Origin of the sequence: Lysinibacillus piscis (genome assembly GCF_026012395.1) — a bacterium.
GTDB lineage: Bacteria > Bacillota > Bacilli > Bacillales_A > Planococcaceae > Lysinibacillus > Lysinibacillus piscis.
On sequence record NZ_BRZA01000003.1, the window covers coordinates 196,248 to 212,705 of the forward strand.

Annotated in this window: 17 protein-coding genes; 2 read left to right on the forward strand and 15 right to left on the reverse strand. The window is 36.2% G+C overall.

The window, feature by feature from the left end; genetic code table 11:
• Positions 1-8: 8 nt before the first annotated feature.
• The 5 genes from OPF91_RS13745 to OPF91_RS13765 form a co-directional block, all read right to left on the reverse strand.
• Positions 9-821, reverse strand: coding sequence for an ABC transporter permease (locus tag OPF91_RS13745; protein WP_264989404.1), 813 nt, complete (start codon positions 819-821; stop codon positions 9-11).
• Positions 822-833: 12 nt separating this feature from the next.
• Entirely contained in the window at positions 834-1,604 is a 771-nt protein-coding gene (locus OPF91_RS13750) for an ABC transporter ATP-binding protein (protein ID WP_264989405.1), read from the reverse strand.
• 12 nt (positions 1,605-1,616) lie between these two features.
• Complete coding sequence (locus OPF91_RS13755; RefSeq protein WP_264989406.1) at positions 1,617-2,636, reverse strand: ABC transporter substrate-binding protein; 1,020 nt, start codon at positions 2,634-2,636, stop codon at positions 1,617-1,619.
• A gap of 62 nt (positions 2,637-2,698) precedes the next feature.
• Positions 2,699-4,144: an aryl-sulfate sulfotransferase gene (locus OPF91_RS13760; RefSeq protein WP_264989407.1), complete on the reverse strand. Its 1,446-nt coding sequence runs from the start codon at positions 4,142-4,144 to the stop codon at positions 2,699-2,701.
• A gap of 379 nt (positions 4,145-4,523) precedes the next feature.
• Positions 4,524-4,844: a heavy metal-binding domain-containing protein gene (locus OPF91_RS13765; RefSeq protein WP_264989409.1), complete on the reverse strand. Its 321-nt coding sequence runs from the start codon at positions 4,842-4,844 to the stop codon at positions 4,524-4,526.
• 370 nt (positions 4,845-5,214) lie between these two features.
• Between OPF91_RS13765 and OPF91_RS13770 the strand changes: the two genes are divergently transcribed.
• A complete protein-coding gene (locus tag OPF91_RS13770; RefSeq protein WP_264989410.1) occupies positions 5,215-6,876 on the forward strand; it encodes a methyl-accepting chemotaxis protein in 1,662 nt (553 codons plus the stop codon).
• A 45-nt stretch (positions 6,877-6,921) separates the two neighbouring features.
• Here OPF91_RS13770 and OPF91_RS13775 read toward each other — a convergent pair whose 3' ends face one another.
• The 3 genes from OPF91_RS13775 to OPF91_RS13785 form a co-directional block, all read right to left on the reverse strand.
• The gene (locus tag OPF91_RS13775; RefSeq protein WP_264989411.1) at positions 6,922-7,185 is read right to left on the reverse strand and encodes a transporter suffix domain-containing protein; all 264 of its coding nucleotides are present in this window, start codon (positions 7,183-7,185) and stop codon (positions 6,922-6,924) included.
• A gap of 375 nt (positions 7,186-7,560) precedes the next feature.
• Positions 7,561-8,472: a sigma factor regulator N-terminal domain-containing protein gene (locus OPF91_RS13780; RefSeq protein ID WP_264989413.1), complete on the reverse strand. Its 912-nt coding sequence runs from the start codon at positions 8,470-8,472 to the stop codon at positions 7,561-7,563.
• Positions 8,472-8,963: an RNA polymerase sigma factor gene (locus OPF91_RS13785; RefSeq protein WP_264989414.1), complete on the reverse strand. Its 492-nt coding sequence runs from the start codon at positions 8,961-8,963 to the stop codon at positions 8,472-8,474. The genes OPF91_RS13780 and OPF91_RS13785 overlap by 1 nt, the downstream gene beginning before the upstream one ends.
• A gap of 124 nt (positions 8,964-9,087) precedes the next feature.
• Here OPF91_RS13785 and OPF91_RS13790 point away from each other — a divergent pair, with 124 nt between their 5' ends.
• The gene (locus tag OPF91_RS13790; RefSeq protein ID WP_264989416.1) at positions 9,088-10,287 is read left to right on the forward strand and encodes an MFS transporter; all 1,200 of its coding nucleotides are present in this window, start codon (positions 9,088-9,090) and stop codon (positions 10,285-10,287) included.
• Here the strand turns inward: OPF91_RS13790 and OPF91_RS13795 are convergent.
• From OPF91_RS13795 to OPF91_RS13825, 7 genes are all read right to left on the reverse strand, one after another.
• The gene (locus OPF91_RS13795) at positions 10,284-11,192 is read right to left on the reverse strand and encodes an AraC family transcriptional regulator (RefSeq protein WP_264989417.1); all 909 of its coding nucleotides are present in this window, start codon (positions 11,190-11,192) and stop codon (positions 10,284-10,286) included. The genes OPF91_RS13790 and OPF91_RS13795 overlap by 4 nt on opposite strands.
• 10 nt (positions 11,193-11,202) lie before the next feature.
• The gene (locus tag OPF91_RS13800; RefSeq protein WP_264989419.1) at positions 11,203-11,760 is read right to left on the reverse strand and encodes a GNAT family N-acetyltransferase; all 558 of its coding nucleotides are present in this window, start codon (positions 11,758-11,760) and stop codon (positions 11,203-11,205) included.
• Positions 11,753-12,373: a Type 1 glutamine amidotransferase-like domain-containing protein gene (locus tag OPF91_RS13805; RefSeq protein ID WP_264989421.1), complete on the reverse strand. Its 621-nt coding sequence runs from the start codon at positions 12,371-12,373 to the stop codon at positions 11,753-11,755. The genes OPF91_RS13800 and OPF91_RS13805 overlap by 8 nt, the downstream gene beginning before the upstream one ends.
• Positions 12,374-12,424: 51 nt before the next feature.
• On the reverse strand, positions 12,425-13,390 hold the full coding sequence (locus OPF91_RS13810) for a S66 family peptidase (protein ID WP_264989423.1): 966 nt from the start codon (positions 13,388-13,390) through the stop codon (positions 12,425-12,427).
• Between the two features lie 70 nt (positions 13,391-13,460).
• The gene (locus OPF91_RS13815; protein ID WP_264989424.1) at positions 13,461-13,934 is read right to left on the reverse strand and encodes a DUF5412 family protein; all 474 of its coding nucleotides are present in this window, start codon (positions 13,932-13,934) and stop codon (positions 13,461-13,463) included.
• A complete protein-coding gene (locus OPF91_RS13820) occupies positions 13,927-15,138 on the reverse strand; it encodes an MFS transporter (protein WP_264989425.1) in 1,212 nt (403 codons plus the stop codon). The genes OPF91_RS13815 and OPF91_RS13820 overlap by 8 nt, the downstream gene beginning before the upstream one ends.
• A gap of 9 nt (positions 15,139-15,147) precedes the next feature.
• Positions 15,148-16,407, reverse strand: coding sequence for a helix-turn-helix domain-containing protein (locus OPF91_RS13825; protein ID WP_264989426.1), 1,260 nt, complete (start codon positions 16,405-16,407; stop codon positions 15,148-15,150).
• Between the last annotated feature and the right edge of the window lie 51 nt (positions 16,408-16,458).

Sequence of the window (16,458 nt, forward strand, 5' to 3'; positions counted from 1 at the left end):
GTTTTAAATCATGATACAACCTTATAGCGTGCTAAAAACTTACGTCCGCCATAAGTGAATAAACGATCCATTAAAAAGCCCATTAAACCTAGGACAACAAGACCAACAAAAATCCAATCTGTTTTAAAGTACAAGCGAGCATTCCAAATCATAAAGCCAATACCTTCGTTGGCTGCCACCATTTCTGCACCGATAATCGCCATAAAGGATGAACCCATTGCTAGCTTTGCTCCTGTAAAAATATAAGGAACTGCTGCTGGAATCACAACATGAAGCAATGTTTGAAATTTAGTCGCTCCCATACTCCGAGCAGATAATAATTTATCCTTCGAGATGGATAAAACACCTGTTAATGTGTTGATGGTAATCACAAAAAATGTCGCATAAACAATAAGGAACACCTTGGATTGTTCACCAATGCCAAACCATAGCATAAACAATGTAATAAACGCTAATGGTGGAATAAAGCGCACAAAGTTAATAACGGGCTCTAATATTGTGCGTATCCATGTATTTGTACCAATTAATAATCCAACTGGTACTGCAATAAGTAGCCCGAGTGACCAACCAGCTAAAACTCTGGCAAAGCTATACCCCATATAAACAAATAATGTACCATCACTTGCAATTTCAATCATGCCCTTAAAGGTTGCATAGGGACTTGGTAAAAACATTTCTTCTGAAAATAAGGAAGCAATTTGCCAAACGACTAAAATTACAACCCAGCCTAAAACACCTGATTTTAAAAAGCGATTTACTTTTTTCTTCTTTTCTATCACCGTTGTCTTCGTGTTAGCTGCCTCTACCTTTATTGTTGTCATTCATACGCCCCCCTATATTCCATAATCCTCAAAATGCGCTTGCACTCGCCTATAGCAATCATTAAATTCAGCCGTCGTTAAATCTCGTGGATATGATAATTTCACATCATACGTTGTCGTTATTTTGGAGGAGGGTCCTACTGACATAATGCCGATTTTCTGCCCTAAAATAATGGCTTCCTGAATATCATGTGTCACAAAAATAATCGTTTTATTCGTTTCACGCCAAATACGAATTAGCTCATTTTGCATCGACCTTCTCGTCATTGCGTCCAGTGCACCAAATGGTTCATCCATCAGCAATATTTCAGGCTCATTTGCCAAAACCCTTGCAAGCTGTACACGCTGCTTCATCCCACCAGATAAATTATCAGGAAACTTTTTCGCATGCCCTGTTAAACCAGTTAGTTTGATATAATGCTCAGCAATTTTTTTACGCTCTTCTGTTGGAACCTTTTTCATCTTCAATCCGAACGCTATATTTTCTTCAACCGTCAACCATGGGAATAATGCTGAATCGGCTGATTGAAAGACAAATCCCCGCCCATCACGATTTGTATTAGATGTGACAATTTCTAAATTTCCCTCTGATAGCTCTAAAAATCCTGCAATAATATTGAGTAGCGTGGATTTCCCACAGCCACTAGGCCCAAGTAAAATATAAAATTGACCTTTTTCAATCGTTAAATCCACCCCTTTTAGCACATATGTTGGACTATCCTCATCTTGCTGAAAGGTTTTTGCACCATTTTTTAAAATAATCGCATCTGCAATAGCGGGCATTTGCTTCCCCTCCTATTTTTTATAAGTGACTTGCTCTGATACAACCTTTTTCGCAGGCTCTAAAAATAATTTAGCATCTAAGTCATAATCCTGTTTAATAATACCTTTATCCACTAAGTATTTCTTCAACTCTACTAAATGGTCATAGTCCTGTTGTTTAAAGCCAATTGTGAAATTTTGACGCTTTAAATCTCTTAATACATCTTCTTTTGCCACTTTCAGCTCATCATAGGCAATATCCGCTGTACCTTCAGGATTTTCCTTTACATAGGCAATTCCTTCATTAATACCAGCGATTAACTGAGCAATCGCATCTTGATTTTCTTCAGCAAACTGACGATCTGCCACTAAGTAAGACGTAATATTCAAATCTTTCACAGAGCTTAATTTATCAAGTGAATGAACACCTTCAATAGATTTGAATTTTTCTAGTAAGGCTCCTGAAGCAATGACTGCATCAATATCACCTTTTTTCACACCAACGATTGCCTCATCTGGTGTGCTATAAGGAATATAATGGACATCACTTTCACTAATATTCAGATACTCAAAATAACGTGCCCAAAAATATTCCAAAACCGTTCCCTTCGCTACACCAATCTTTTTCCCTTTAAGATCATCTGCTGATTTCACATCAGCAACTGCAAGGATTTCTGAGTAATCTAATGAATTCACCTCTTTACTGCTTCCAGTTAATGACGAAACAATTACTAAATCACCTTTACTTAAAGAATTCAGTAAAGCATAATCTGCCGCTAAACCTGTATCTGTCTGTTTTGTTAACAAAGCGTTAATCGTATCAATACCATAGGCAAAGTTCGCAAGCTGTACATCTAAGCCCTTTTTCTCAAAATCACCATTCGTTCTTGCGGCGCGAATTTGCAATGAGCCACCAGCAGCCGTATCCACACCTGCACGAATAACTGTCGCCTTTCCTTCTGCCTTCGCTGTTTCACTTGCACTTGATCCATCATTACCACATGCCGCTAATAACACCGATACTACTAGTAATAATAAAATTCCTTTATTCAATAAAAACCTCATGCAACCACTCCTATTATTCAAATTAATTTACTTGGTTTTAATATAAAAAATTATTTAGCATCTTTATGTGCTGTTTCATCATAACGTGCTACACAAAGCGCTCCTTCTCCATAAGACATCGTATTAGAAATTTCAACAACCGATTCTGCCTCACTCGTTGCAGCATTTTCTACTCGGAATTGTTTATTGTCAATCGGCACAATCGCTACTTCTGTTGGTTTCTCTAATTGTGGAACCCATTCATAAGGAACACGATATGCTCGATACACTAAATTTGCATTTTTTTCATTTTTATAAGGTGAAATATACTCCCAAACAATTTCATGGTCAGCCGTCACTTCAAAAATCCGTCCGTTCGAGCCTTCTGTAACCAATGTATTACCATTCACTAAACGTTGAGCAGCGCTAATGTATGGACTATAAAAGCGATAAGAATCTGTTGGTACTTGGAATTTAGCTTCAAGCCCTGTATATTGCCATACGATTTCTAATGTTACTGGGTCAATTTCTAAAACTCTGGAGTGATCTCGTAACGCTACTTTATTGCCATCCTTTGAATTCGGATTTGGTGCACCATAGCCAGCCCAGCCACCATTATCAAAAACAAGTAAATTACCTTCACCTGGCAGACCTTGTGGAATAATATGCGCATGGTGCTGACCGATAATCCAGCCTAAATGCTCTGTTTCGGGTGTGTTGTAATCTGGACCAATTTGCCACACAATTTTTCCTGTTTTTTTATCGGTAATTGCAATAATATTCGCCTCACGTGCATCCCAAATAATATTCTCTGGATGGAATCGCTCATCACCATTATCATAATGATGATTCGGTCCAACATACGATATCGAATTAATATGCAACCAATCCCCTGAATTATTACCGAAAAATCTGCGGTTTGGCTCCTCATAAATGACCTTTTTTGCCTCTTCGCTAAAATTTAGCTCATCGAAATGCTCATTCGCTGACCATTCCCAAACAATATTGCCTTGCCAATCCACTTCCAAAATAACATCATCTAATAATGGATGCTTGGAGATTTTTTCATTTGTCACGTCACGATGTACCAATATTAATGTATGACCACCATCAATTTTAGGCTCTTGATTTGGTGCATAATAACCAACTGGATTGCCTTCTCGCTGATAATCATGATGCGCCCTTGCATACCATTTCGGCTCATTGTCTGGGTCCTCGATAAACTCATGCTTATCAAATTGCCATACCACATTGCCTTCAAAATCCACCTGTACTAAATCACCTTCATCTTGGAAGCCATATTTAGGATCTCTGTTAAATGTGTGCCCTAGTACATAGCCACCTGGGAAAATTTTATTCGGAAAGCCTCGAAGACCTTTCCAAAGATGAACCTCTTGACCGTTCATCCCAATTAATAATGCTCCTACATTTGCTGCTTGGAAAATCGTATAGCCACTTGCCGCCTTCTCTGGATTATAAAATGTTGCTCCTGTCGGATGTATTGTTGGAAAACCCATAAAATCATCAACCTTTCGTTATTTAATCATTATTTTTCATACATGCCAAATACCATTTTAAATACACTATTTTTACATTAAGGAAGTAAACAATCTCCACCTTTCCATCGAAAGCTATAGCAAAAGGCACTAACATACATTTTCCAACCTCTTGCTATCGTTAGCAGTATGGTAGAAATGATATTTGTTAGTGCCTTTAGTCGTCTAATTAGCAGTATTTGATTTTAGAGATTTGATAAAAGTGTAGTTGTCAAATCATTAAAATCATATTAATTTAATTTATCTTATCGGTCAAGTAGGTTTTATAAATTTTTTAAATAATCTTGCAAAAAAGGCTATGGAAAAATTTTTATTTTCTCCATAGCCCTTTAACAAATGATTATACTGGTTCAATGATCACCGCTGTTCCATAAGCAATAATTTCGCTCATATTTTGCCCCATCTCGCCAGAATCAAAGCGCATCATGACAACTGCATTAGCACCCAGCTCTTCTGCATGCTTTTCCATACGATGCATCGCTTCAGCACGTGCCTGCTCAAGCATTTCCGTATATTCATCAATTTCGCCACCAATAATTCCTCGGAACGATGCCACAATGTCACGCCCTAACCCTCTCGCTCTTACAGTGACACCGTAAACAACACCCTTCGTCGCTACAATTTTATGATTCGGTACATTTTCTGCTGTTACAACTAACATATTTCCCACCCCTTCAATTGTTATGTTTATAGTATAACAGAAATCAAGGAAGATGTATAAAGTGAACTCTCCATAAAATCGACTTGTGACTCATTTAAAATTATTTATTGAATAATTTCATTTGGAACACCTGAAAGATATATCCACTTAAAAATTTTTCGCTTATAATAAAATATATTAATTATTAGCTTATTATACCCTTAAAAATTACCATTTTTATACTCATTTAATTATACAAGGAGCGATAAATTTCAATATCTCATAACTTTAAATGCGCTTTACACTACTGATACGTTTTTTTAAAGCTATCTATGTATACTATGCTTTAATACATACTACGCAAGAAAATTTTTTTAGGAGGGGAAATTTCATGAAGAAAAACCTTAAACGACGATTATTATTTTTCACATTAAGTTTATTGCTACTATCATCCGTACTCAATACAGTACTTGTATCATGGGCGGTTAAAAAGGATAGCCAAGCTGTATTAATTGAAAAAGCACAAGAGCAAGTTTTTGAAATGGCGAAGCAAGCTGAAGCTATTTTAGATGCCGAGAGAGATCCAATCCCAGCACTCCAAAAATTTGTGGATACAAAAGTACAACAAGATAATGTCACTTACGCTATTATCATTGATACAAATGTTCAAGCAGTTGCACATAGTGACCATGAAAAACTTAACAAAACATATGAAGATGATTACACAATTGATGGCGCAACAAATGGTAAAAATCAATTTACAAGATGGTATGCTGAAGTACAAGGCATATGGACATACGATATTATGGAGCCGATTTATAAAAATGGTCAGCTTTACGGTGTTATCGATATCGGCGTTCCTGAAAGTGGTATTAAGTCCATTCTCAACTCTGTATTAATCTATCAAATTATTATAAGCGTGCTTAGCTTTTTAATTATCGGCGCTTTAATGTGGTGGGTGATTGGCAAAATTGTAGCAGCCATTAAAAATCTTGAAAATGTTATTCAACGAACAGCCGAACTTGATTTTAAAGAAAGCGCTGAACTTGATAAATTATTAACTCGCCAAGATGAAATTGGGCATATGGCAAAGGGTATCGCTGCGATGAGAGCTACGCTTAAAACCGTAACATTAAATATTCAAAATACGAGTTCCGAGCTATCTGATTCTTCAAGGCTCTTAACAACCATTGCTGATGATACTGTACAAACAACAGACGAAATCGGTTCAGCTATTAACGAAATGGCGAAAGCAACAGAAGAGCAGGCACAGGATACAGAAAAAGGAGCTGAGCAATTAGAGCAGCTTTCTAGTAACATTGACCGTGTAATCGAAAGTACAGATAAAATTGCCTCTATGACAGAACAAATTGATGAATTGAGTAATCAAGGTGTAGAGACGGTCAACCAATTATCCATTTGGTCTGAAAAAAACCGTCTATCTTCACAGCAGGTTAGTAGCATTGTACAAGAGGTAGATAAAACATCGGCTGATATTTCGAGCATCGTAAATACCATTACAGCCATTGCTAGCCAAACAAACCTATTGGCACTCAATGCGTCTATTGAATCAGCCCGTGTAGGTGAAGCTGGAAAAGGATTTGCTGTAGTTGCTGATGAAATTCGTAAGCTATCTGAGCAAACATCAAATGCAACAGAGGACATAAAAAATAAAATTGCTGCTATTCAAGATATTTCTAAAAGCGCTGTACAGGAAATTGGCACAAGTCTTGATATTGTCGAGCAAAATGTACAAGCAGCAACAAGTACAAGTGAAATTTTCACAACGATTAAAACAGCACTCGATCAAACAAGTACAGTAGCGCAAGAAGTAAAACATTTGTCTGATGAAATGAACAAACGCAAGGCACAAATTATCCATTCCATCCAAAATATTTCGGCCTCTGCCGTTGAAACTTCTGCTGGTACAGAGCAAGTGTCTGCCTCAGCACAGGAGCAGCTAAGAAGTATCGAGACTGTATCAGCAAAAGCCAAAGAATTAAATATTATTGCAGATACATTAAGACAGGAAATGGATAAATTTTCTGTTTAAGCAATCGTAAAAGCAGCCTGTTAGAAACACTCTAACACGCTGCTTTTATTTTGACTGACGCCAATTTTTCGGATTGAAATAGCTTTTAATCTTAGAAGCTACCTCTTTCCCAACAAGTAGTGCCCCTAACCAAAATAATACTTCCGCTACAATAATCACACCTACGATTATACCTGCTTTTGTCGCTGTGGCTATTGGCAAAAATGGTGTAACAACTGGCACAAGCCATAAGGATAAAGAAATGATTAATAAGCCCATACCTATTTTATACAAAATAGATTTCTTGCCCTTTCTTTTAGCACTCTCCATATGTAAAGCCCTCCATCGTACTGTATTACTATATAGCATAACAAATATTTTATTTTTTGAATGCAACGAATTCCAACTCTTTGTTATCTAATAGATTGACAATGATTTGAAAGGAGGTGTGTATATGACCACATTGACGAACGCTCACATTGGTAGTTGAGGGATTAGGAGAAGTTACATTGGTAAAACAATAAGGGCTTTTTGTGAAATTCGTAGACAATCGACACGACTTCGTAGGTATTCGACAGAACTTCGTTGGCAATCGACAAAATTACGTAGATATTCGACATCACTTCGTAGATATTCGACAGATGTTTGTTATGCGAAAGCCCTTATTGCACGACACAATAAGGGCTTTTATAAAAGATTGGTAGTCTATTTCGCAGGCTTAATATAAGGAACTATTGGGGCAGTTACCCCGACAGATGCTCCTCGTATAAATGTTTGTCCTTTTAATGCTGCAAAGTTTTTTGTCTGCCCTGTCAGCATCACACCGAGAATTTTTATCTCTGCAAAAGATTTATTTTTATTATCCTTCAAAAATGCTTGAATGGCATCGTTCTGTTTACTTTTATCGTAGTTTTGTAGATTTTTTACAAATTCATCATACATATCTGCTGGGATGTCGGATGGAACAAAGCCATATATTTGTGCTCCAGATGGGCCCTTACTTTCATCAAAGATAGGAGAAGTCATATAGAGCCATGCAATATTTAAGTTATCGGGAATTTGTGTTTTGATTTCTTCAAATGTGTATGGTTTATCAAAGGAAATTGCCATCTCTACTACATAATCTTCCATCGTTGATACCGCTTCGATATCATTCGGAATCTCTATAAAATAGTCTTTTATATCTGGATGAAAGAAAGTAGCAAACTTATTTTTTGTTTGCTTATCGTATTCATAAAACGATGTATCTGACCAATAAAAGCCTGGCACTAGCTCATTCGTATCCACAGCATTTTTTATCCACCCATATGAACTTGTTAATGTACTCCAGGGCACAACATAGCCATTAATATTCTTAGAACGATTCGTGATAATGTTACCGCCAAATGTTGACTGATTACTCGTTACCTGTGAATCAATTTGAATATTGGGCTCTGCAATCGCATTATGTAAAAATAGCTGGTCATGTAGCCTATTTGAACCTTTTGCAGCAAAATAATTTCCTGCTTTATAAAGAATCGCTAATGATACAGTAACAACAATAAGTGACACAATAATAATAATCAATAATTGTTTGAGCTTCGCTTTTTTTAGCGCACGTTGTAATGATACTTCCATTATTTTTTCCCTCCTACTGTTTGCTGAATACTTTTTCGAGCACGATATAACTTTTGTTTCACACTGCTCGCTTGAATATCTAATAAGGTAGCTATTTCTTCATAAGACAATTCATAATAATATTTCAATATAAAAATTTCACGATATTCCCGCTTTGTATCTTTCAATAAATAAGTGATTTCATCTTTATTGATGATTGTGTCAAATTCATCGTCCACTTGTTGTAGCTTTGCATAAATTTCCTCTGTCAAAGAAGCTACTTGCTGTTCCTTTTTACGATTCAAATCAATATACTCATTCAATGCTACCCTAAAAAACCATGGACGAAGATTGCTCTCAGTCAAGCTATTAAGCAATGAATAAACCTTATAAAAGGTATTTTGAATAATATCCTCTGCGTCTTCCTTCCTCGCTCCCTTCGCCTGTAATACTTTCAACACTTCCTCTCCTAAATTGATAAGATAGGAGGCTAACATATCTTCTTTTTTCATCTTTTGTCCTCCCTATACTTATACAACGAATGAACAAGGCCATATGTATACACTTGAAAGTAAGCAAGTTTGGAATAGTTGCCTAGATGGCTTTTTTTGTAATGTATAGATGGGAGGAATCATGATGAAACAACAAACAAACATCTATTACACACAAACTTTTTTTGCACAACTTTTCTTTTGGTGCGTCTTCACAATCAATATTTTATATTATGTAAAAATAGTTGATATGAACGCCTTACAACTAATCATCATTGGTACGATTTTAGAATGCACTATCTTTTTATTTGAAATACCTACGGGGCTTATTGCTGATTTAAAGGGACGTAAAGTATCGATTATTTTAGGATATGGATTAATTGGTAGTGGATTTTTACTCGAAGCATTATTTCCAGTGTTTATAGCCATTGTCGCTTCTCAAGTACTTTGGGGAATCGGTTATACATGTATTAGTGGAGCAACACAGGCTTGGATAACGGATGAAGTCGGTATTGCTCACATTGACAAAATATTTCTTATCAACACACAAGCCGAAAACATTGGCACATGTAGCGGTATTATCATCGCTATTGCCTGTAGCTTTGTATCCTTGCAATTTTCTATATTGATTGGTGGTATTGGCTTTGTGCTACTAGCTATTTATGTTTATGTATTTTTACAGGAGCAACGTCAGCTTACTATATCTCCTACTTCGTTGACTTATCCTGTATGGCTTGTTATCAAGGAGGTAGCAGGCTCTGTAAAAAAATCCGTCCTTCTACAATATTGCTTATGGATTGCCCTTATTGTTGGCTGCTATAGTGAGGCATTAGATCGATTATGGATCTTACATTTACAACATCTCTTGCCCACAGCATTAACTCATAAGCAATATATCGTACTCATCGGTGGCTTACAATTAGCTATTTCAATTAGTGTCATCTGTTTATTTACTATTTTCTCGAAATTTGAGTATCCATGGAAAGCACAACAACTTTTTAAAGTTATTCAAGGCTGCTACGCTTTGCTCATTGTAATGATGTTGTTATTCACTTTAGCTAATGAATTATTTTTACTAGTAGGTAGCTTCTTTATTTTACAAGTGACACGCCAAACGTTGGGGACATTTGAGCAAATTTGGTTTAATCAAATTATCCCTGAAAATTCGAATCGGGCAACCTTCTTATCTGTCAAAAGTCAAATGGATGCTTTTGGTCAAATTGGAGGTGGCCCAGTCACAGGCATACTTAGCCAATTAACCTCTGTTAAGATTGGTTTACTCTGTAGTGCGATTTTGTTGTCACCTGTTCTTTATTTGTATAATAAAATTCGATTAAAGAGCTAGTCATACTTTAGCTTAATAGGTATATAAATTTCCATCATCACCTTGTCATACTCCCATGGATGGCAGCGTTCATCATAAAACTCAAAATCAAATGCTTGCTCATCAATTTCATAGTCAGCAGAAGGTAGCCAATAATTTAAAATATACAACCAAGTACCTGTTATCGATTCTACAAAATTAGCTGGACAAACAGGTGGTGTTTGAAAAATCGCATATGTTGCTGAGGGTATGGACAGAGAAGAAAAAGGTTCAACAACTTCTTTATACTCTTGCTCGTTATGGACACCAAAGAAAAATATAAAATTCGTTAATGCTTCTCCATGACGAATGTTTAAGCAATATTCTCCATGTATACGAGGAGCAAAGTGTGCATATAAATCTCGCTCAATTTCTCCATCAGTTAATCCTTGATGGAACCAATAAGATGGTGCATCTTTCGTGCGTTGAATATTTTCAACGGTATTGTGATAGGTTTTGCCAACAAGCCAAAATGCTGATTTTTCTTCAATTTTTGGTTGTTTAATAATGCCACCTGTTTGATAGGACTGTAATTTTTGAATATCAATTAAAGGTGGCGGTGCTTTTGGGCAGTGGATATAATAGGTGGATGGTGAGACACCAAACGTTTTTTTAAACGCTTTCGCAAAGCCTACATAGGTTTCGTAACCATATTGAAATGCTACCTCATTTGCTGAAATGCCATGTGCCATATCTTGCAAGGCAAATTGTAGCTTTCTTTTTTTCACATAGTCCATGGGGGATTCCCCTAACAGCTCACGAAATTTCCGTGAAAAATGAAAAGGAGAATACGCAGCTATTTCTGCCAATTGTTCAATAGTAATAACCTCGTCTATATGATAGTCAATATAATCGATAACCGTTTGAAAATGTTGAATATAATCCATGTAGCCCGCCCTATTCTCTTTTTTGTGCTAGCCAATCCTCTCTCATTAGCTTCATATTAATCGAATCTATCCATTTACCCTCAAACTTTAGGTCATTTTTATCAATGCTCTCTACAACAAAACCAATTTTCTCATATACTCGCTTCGCTCTTGGGTTGAAATCAAAAACACTTAACGTTAACTGCTTCAATGTGGTATTAGCAAATACATGGTCAATCATCAATTGTGTTGCCTCTGTGCCTAGCCCACGATCTCTACCTCTTGGTCCAATCAAAATTCTAAAATTCATACTATGGCTGTCTTCATCATATAGATTCACAACTACTTCTCCTACTAATATCCCCTGTGATTGGTCAACAATCGCTAAATCGAGACGATCGGTTTGCTCATGTCTTGTCTGATACCAATTGTATGTTACCTCCATATCTAAATCAGCATCACTGCCTGTTAACTTAATAACCTCGACATCTGTTAAACATTCTTCTATATATGGAAAATCCTCGTTTTTAAAAGGTCTAAGTACCACTTTTTCGCCTTGTATCACTGGCTTGTAACTTAAATCAATCATTTGTATAGCTCCTTATTTTTGCAACTACCTGCTCATTGATAAAATGTAAGCTTTCATTATCATTCAGTGCATAAGTAAACATATTATCTTGCTTACTCGTCCATTGGTCAAACGCTACTTGGCGTTTTTTATCATTGTAATGCGGGCAAAAAGTACCCTGCAATATACCCAATCCTTGAAATTCTTCAAACCCATCATCATGACTCTCACTATAACAACGTTCAAACCAGCACAAGGCTCCTGCACTAATTCCTGCTAGAATCACACCTTGTTCATACGCCTGCTTCAATACATTATCAAACCCTGTTTCTCGCCAAACTGTTAACATATATTGTGTATTGCCACCTCCAACATAGATAATATCAGAGGCATTCACCATCTCTTGTACATGATCCAATGCAAAATCCTGTATAGTGAGATGGCTCGGCTCCTCTTCTTTAAAAGCCTCATAAAATTTCCCAATATAGCCCTGTGCATCATTGCTAGCTGTTGCAATAAAGGTTATTTTCAAACGATCCTGTTTTCTTGGGATTTTCAACAGATACTGGTCAATATATGCATTTTCCTCTGTTGAAAAACCCCCACCTGAAATTGCTATAATTTGTCTATTCATGTCACCGTACCTCATTTATCCCTTCCAATATATACAAAACACTTTAACCTTCTAAAATTCAAGTAATGTCACATTTCTATTTTGTGTGTTCATCGTTATCGTTCCACCAATCGGTAATGTCATAATTGGCTGTGTGTGCCCAAAATCTATATCATATAAAACAGGGATATTTTTTAATTGTGGATGCTTATCTAAAATAAAGTGCAATTGCTCCTCACTGATAGATGATTCTTTTTGAAAACGTCCAATTAGTAAGCCTTTTATTGCACCACTTACTTGTAATAAAGAAGTTAAATCTCTTGCAAATAATTCTGGTATCGTTAACTCATCGTCTTCTATAAACAAAATACAATCCTGTAAATTCGGCATATAGGCTGTTCCTTGTAATAAATTCAAGGTACATAGATTTCCTCCAAAAAGTGTGCCTGTTGCTTCCCCCTCTGTATACACCTTCCATATGGTTGGCTCAAAGTTGCGATTCTCTTGATCTAAAAACCATAAATCATCGCTCCATTTTTCAGAAGGCTGCAATGTATATGTTTCACTGCTCATTACACATTTTTTAAAAGACTCTGTTTGGTATGCTTGCCCTTGTATCATCTGAAAGCTTGAAAAATGAGGACCAGAATAAGTAATAAAATGACATTTTGCTGTTATTGCTGTAGCAAGTGCCGTAATATCGCTAAAACCACAGAAAATTTTAGGATTCTCCTGAATTAATTCATAATCTAAATAGGGCAATAGCTCATTACTGTTGAATCCACCAATAACGGTAAGTATACCCTTTACATTTTTATCTGCAAAAGCGTCATGAATATCTGCAATACGCTCTTGAATAGATGATGACTTTTGCATATCACATGTCTCAACATACTGACCAAATGTCACATAAAAACCTAATTCTTCTAAATGCTTTTTAGCTAACTGAATACCTTCCTTAGAAAGAATTTGCATACTTCGACTTGGTGCAATAATTCTAATTTCATCACCTTTTTTTAATTTTTCTGGTGTGTTCATCAATATCAGCCTCCTGCTAATAAATTGTTTTATAAATTGACAAGTCATCAGTCAAATTTCAAACAGCTCTCTATCCATCCTTACGAAAATCATAGGTATCTTTTCGGATATCTAGCACTTTGCCCTCTATTTGAATTTTCACCTCATCTAACCATGCAATACCTAATGGTCCATTTACATAGTTATAATAAATTGTTCGAGCATCATGCGTATTTTTATTGTAAATTTCAACTCTGACATTTTTATATGGAATAAAACCTGTATAATGATAAATCCTTGCTTCATTGTCTCCATAAGCTATAATTTTTGAATCATCTAAAAATCCTTTGGGCAGGAAGTATGGATTATATAGCCAATTAAGAAGGAAAACGACAGACAAAATACCACCAATGCTGAGAATTTGGAAATGACGTTTTGGGAATGTTTTATCTCTTCTGATAGCTCTTAAAATCATTCTAATTATGAAAATACCTGCTAATAAAATCGTTAAAAGCATAAAAAAGATACCTGCTAACATCAAAACATTAAATAATGTATTATTCATCATTTTCCCCATTCCCTAAATATAATGTTTTTGTATAACACATACTAAGAAAACATACATAAATAGCTAATATACAAGCAATAACAGCGAAAATAACCGCTACAAGTTGTAATGAAAGCTGTTCTGCCAACCACCCCAACATAAAGGTCAAACTAATTTGTAGTATACTTTGCACAAGGTTCAAGGAGCTACCAAAGCGCCCCATTAGCATTGGTGAAATAGCTCGCTGATACATTGTCGCATAGCCTGTATTACTAAAAGCCATAAAAAATCCGAGTGCTATAAAGCTAATAGTAGCAAGTATTACCGTACTTGACAGATAAAAGAGTAAATAAGTTCCCATTGTGAGTGCAAAGCCTACGCCAATGTAGATACGTAAGGCTATTTTTTTCACCAACATAGCTGCACATACGCCACCAATAATGGCTCCAATACCTGCAGCGCTGACCATCAAGCCATACGCGGAATCCCCCACTGATAGTACCTCTTTTAAAAAAGTCATTTCCTGTGAATCTAGTGAATAGGCAAGCACTAAAGCACAAGTATATACGGTCAAAAATAACAGCAATTTGGGTTGCTGTATGATAAATGTTTGTACTTCCTTAAAATCAGCCTGAATGACCTGTAATGTAACACGTTTAACCTCTATATCCTGCTGATTGTCAATAGTAGGTAAAAAAGCTATAGCTATAGCACAAGTAAAAAAAGTTAATCCATTTACCCACATCGCCACGCTTGTATTACTAGCTGTAATAATAATCCCTGCAAGTGCAGGACCAATCATAAAGGAGCCTGAATTTAGCGTACTGTAAATCGCATTAAAGCGTTGACGGTGCGCATCTGCCACAAGCTTTGTCTGCATATAGGTGCTACTCGGTCCAAAAAAGCTGCTTGCGATATTTGCCCAAAAAATAAGGCTATACATACACCAAATCGACGTTAAAAATGGCATCACACAAACGATAATTCCTCTTACAATATCGCTCCAAATCATAATTGTTTTTTTATTATGACGATCGATAAAAGAGCCAGCAAAAAAACTACTGATAATACGTGCAGCTGGACCAATCATATAGATACCTGCTACCGCTGCGGGAGAATGTGTTAAATGCCAAATCGCTAAATTTAACGCAATTAAATAAATCCAGTTACCTAAATTTGAAAAACCTAAACCACCTAATAATAAAAAATAATGCTTACTCATCACTATCACCTAACTACTCATTAATTGACGTACTTTTTCGCTTGCTCTAAAAGCACGTTTATAACAATGATTTGCTTGTTTATAGGCATGTAGCTTCTCATAAAAGGTTCCCCATAACGGCATATAGTAAAGTAGTAATTCATAATGATGCTGTTCCTCAAAATAAGGAAAAGCATCCATTTCAATCTCTTTCAATGCCATAAGCCCTAACGGTTGTGTGCTTGCATAATGAAGCAATTCCCATTGATATTGATGATGACCGATTGTAAAGCATTGCTTTGGGTATTTTTCAAATAGCTCCTGTAGCTTCTCCGTATAACCACCACGATAGCATACACGCATCCAATTAATGATTGTGTGCAAATCCTCCAGATGATGAACAGCTTGCGCATAGTAATCCTGTGCTTTTGCAAAATCTCGCTGACATTCATAGCAAAAAGCAATATTGTTATAGAGCGAGCTAAACTGTTGCGGTGTTTGAAGCGATTCAACGTTTCTTATTAAATCCTCTCCAGCCCCATATTCCGTTAGTGCCTCATTAAATCGATGAAGACTATTGTAAATCACCCCTGCCATTGAGTAGAGCTTTAATTGAAAAAGTGGTTTATATTGATGGGAAAAGGTTTGAGTAGCTATATGAATATAATGAAGAGCCTGCTGAAACGAATACCCTCGATGGTAGGCAAATGCTACATGATAAAAATAATTAGCCTGCTCAAAGCGATTTGCGGTTGTCATATAATGACTCAATTGCTGTTGCTCTTCCTTTGTACTAATATCGTAAAATTCTAGTGCAGATAAATGGGCATATGTAGTTGTACCGATATATAACTGTGTTACACGATCATGCTGCCATGCAATAAAAGACTCTGTTTGACTGAGTAACTTTTGTGCTTTCTGTAGCTGATTTTGTGATAATAAATATCGACTATAGACAAGTTTTGCGACAACATCTACCTCTTGATGAAACGTCGTTGACTGCATAGCGTGCAATTGGTCTATTTCATTGATAGTGAGCTCTATATTCGATAGCAATTTTTCATATACAGTTTCCAGAAAGGCTGAGCTTATCGCAAGTTGCTCCTTTTCCGCTGTCAAATTGATTCCTAAACGCTCTAATAACAGCTCATACATTGTTAATTCCGCTACCACCATGCCATTTTCGATACGACTTAAATACGATGGTGTGCAAATACCAACAGCAACAACATCCTGCTTCAATCCTTGCTGTTGACGATGATATTTGATTAAACGTCCCCAATTTTCCATATTGCACCTCCTGCATTTATTGTATCAAAAGTAAAATTGGATTTATTGTGT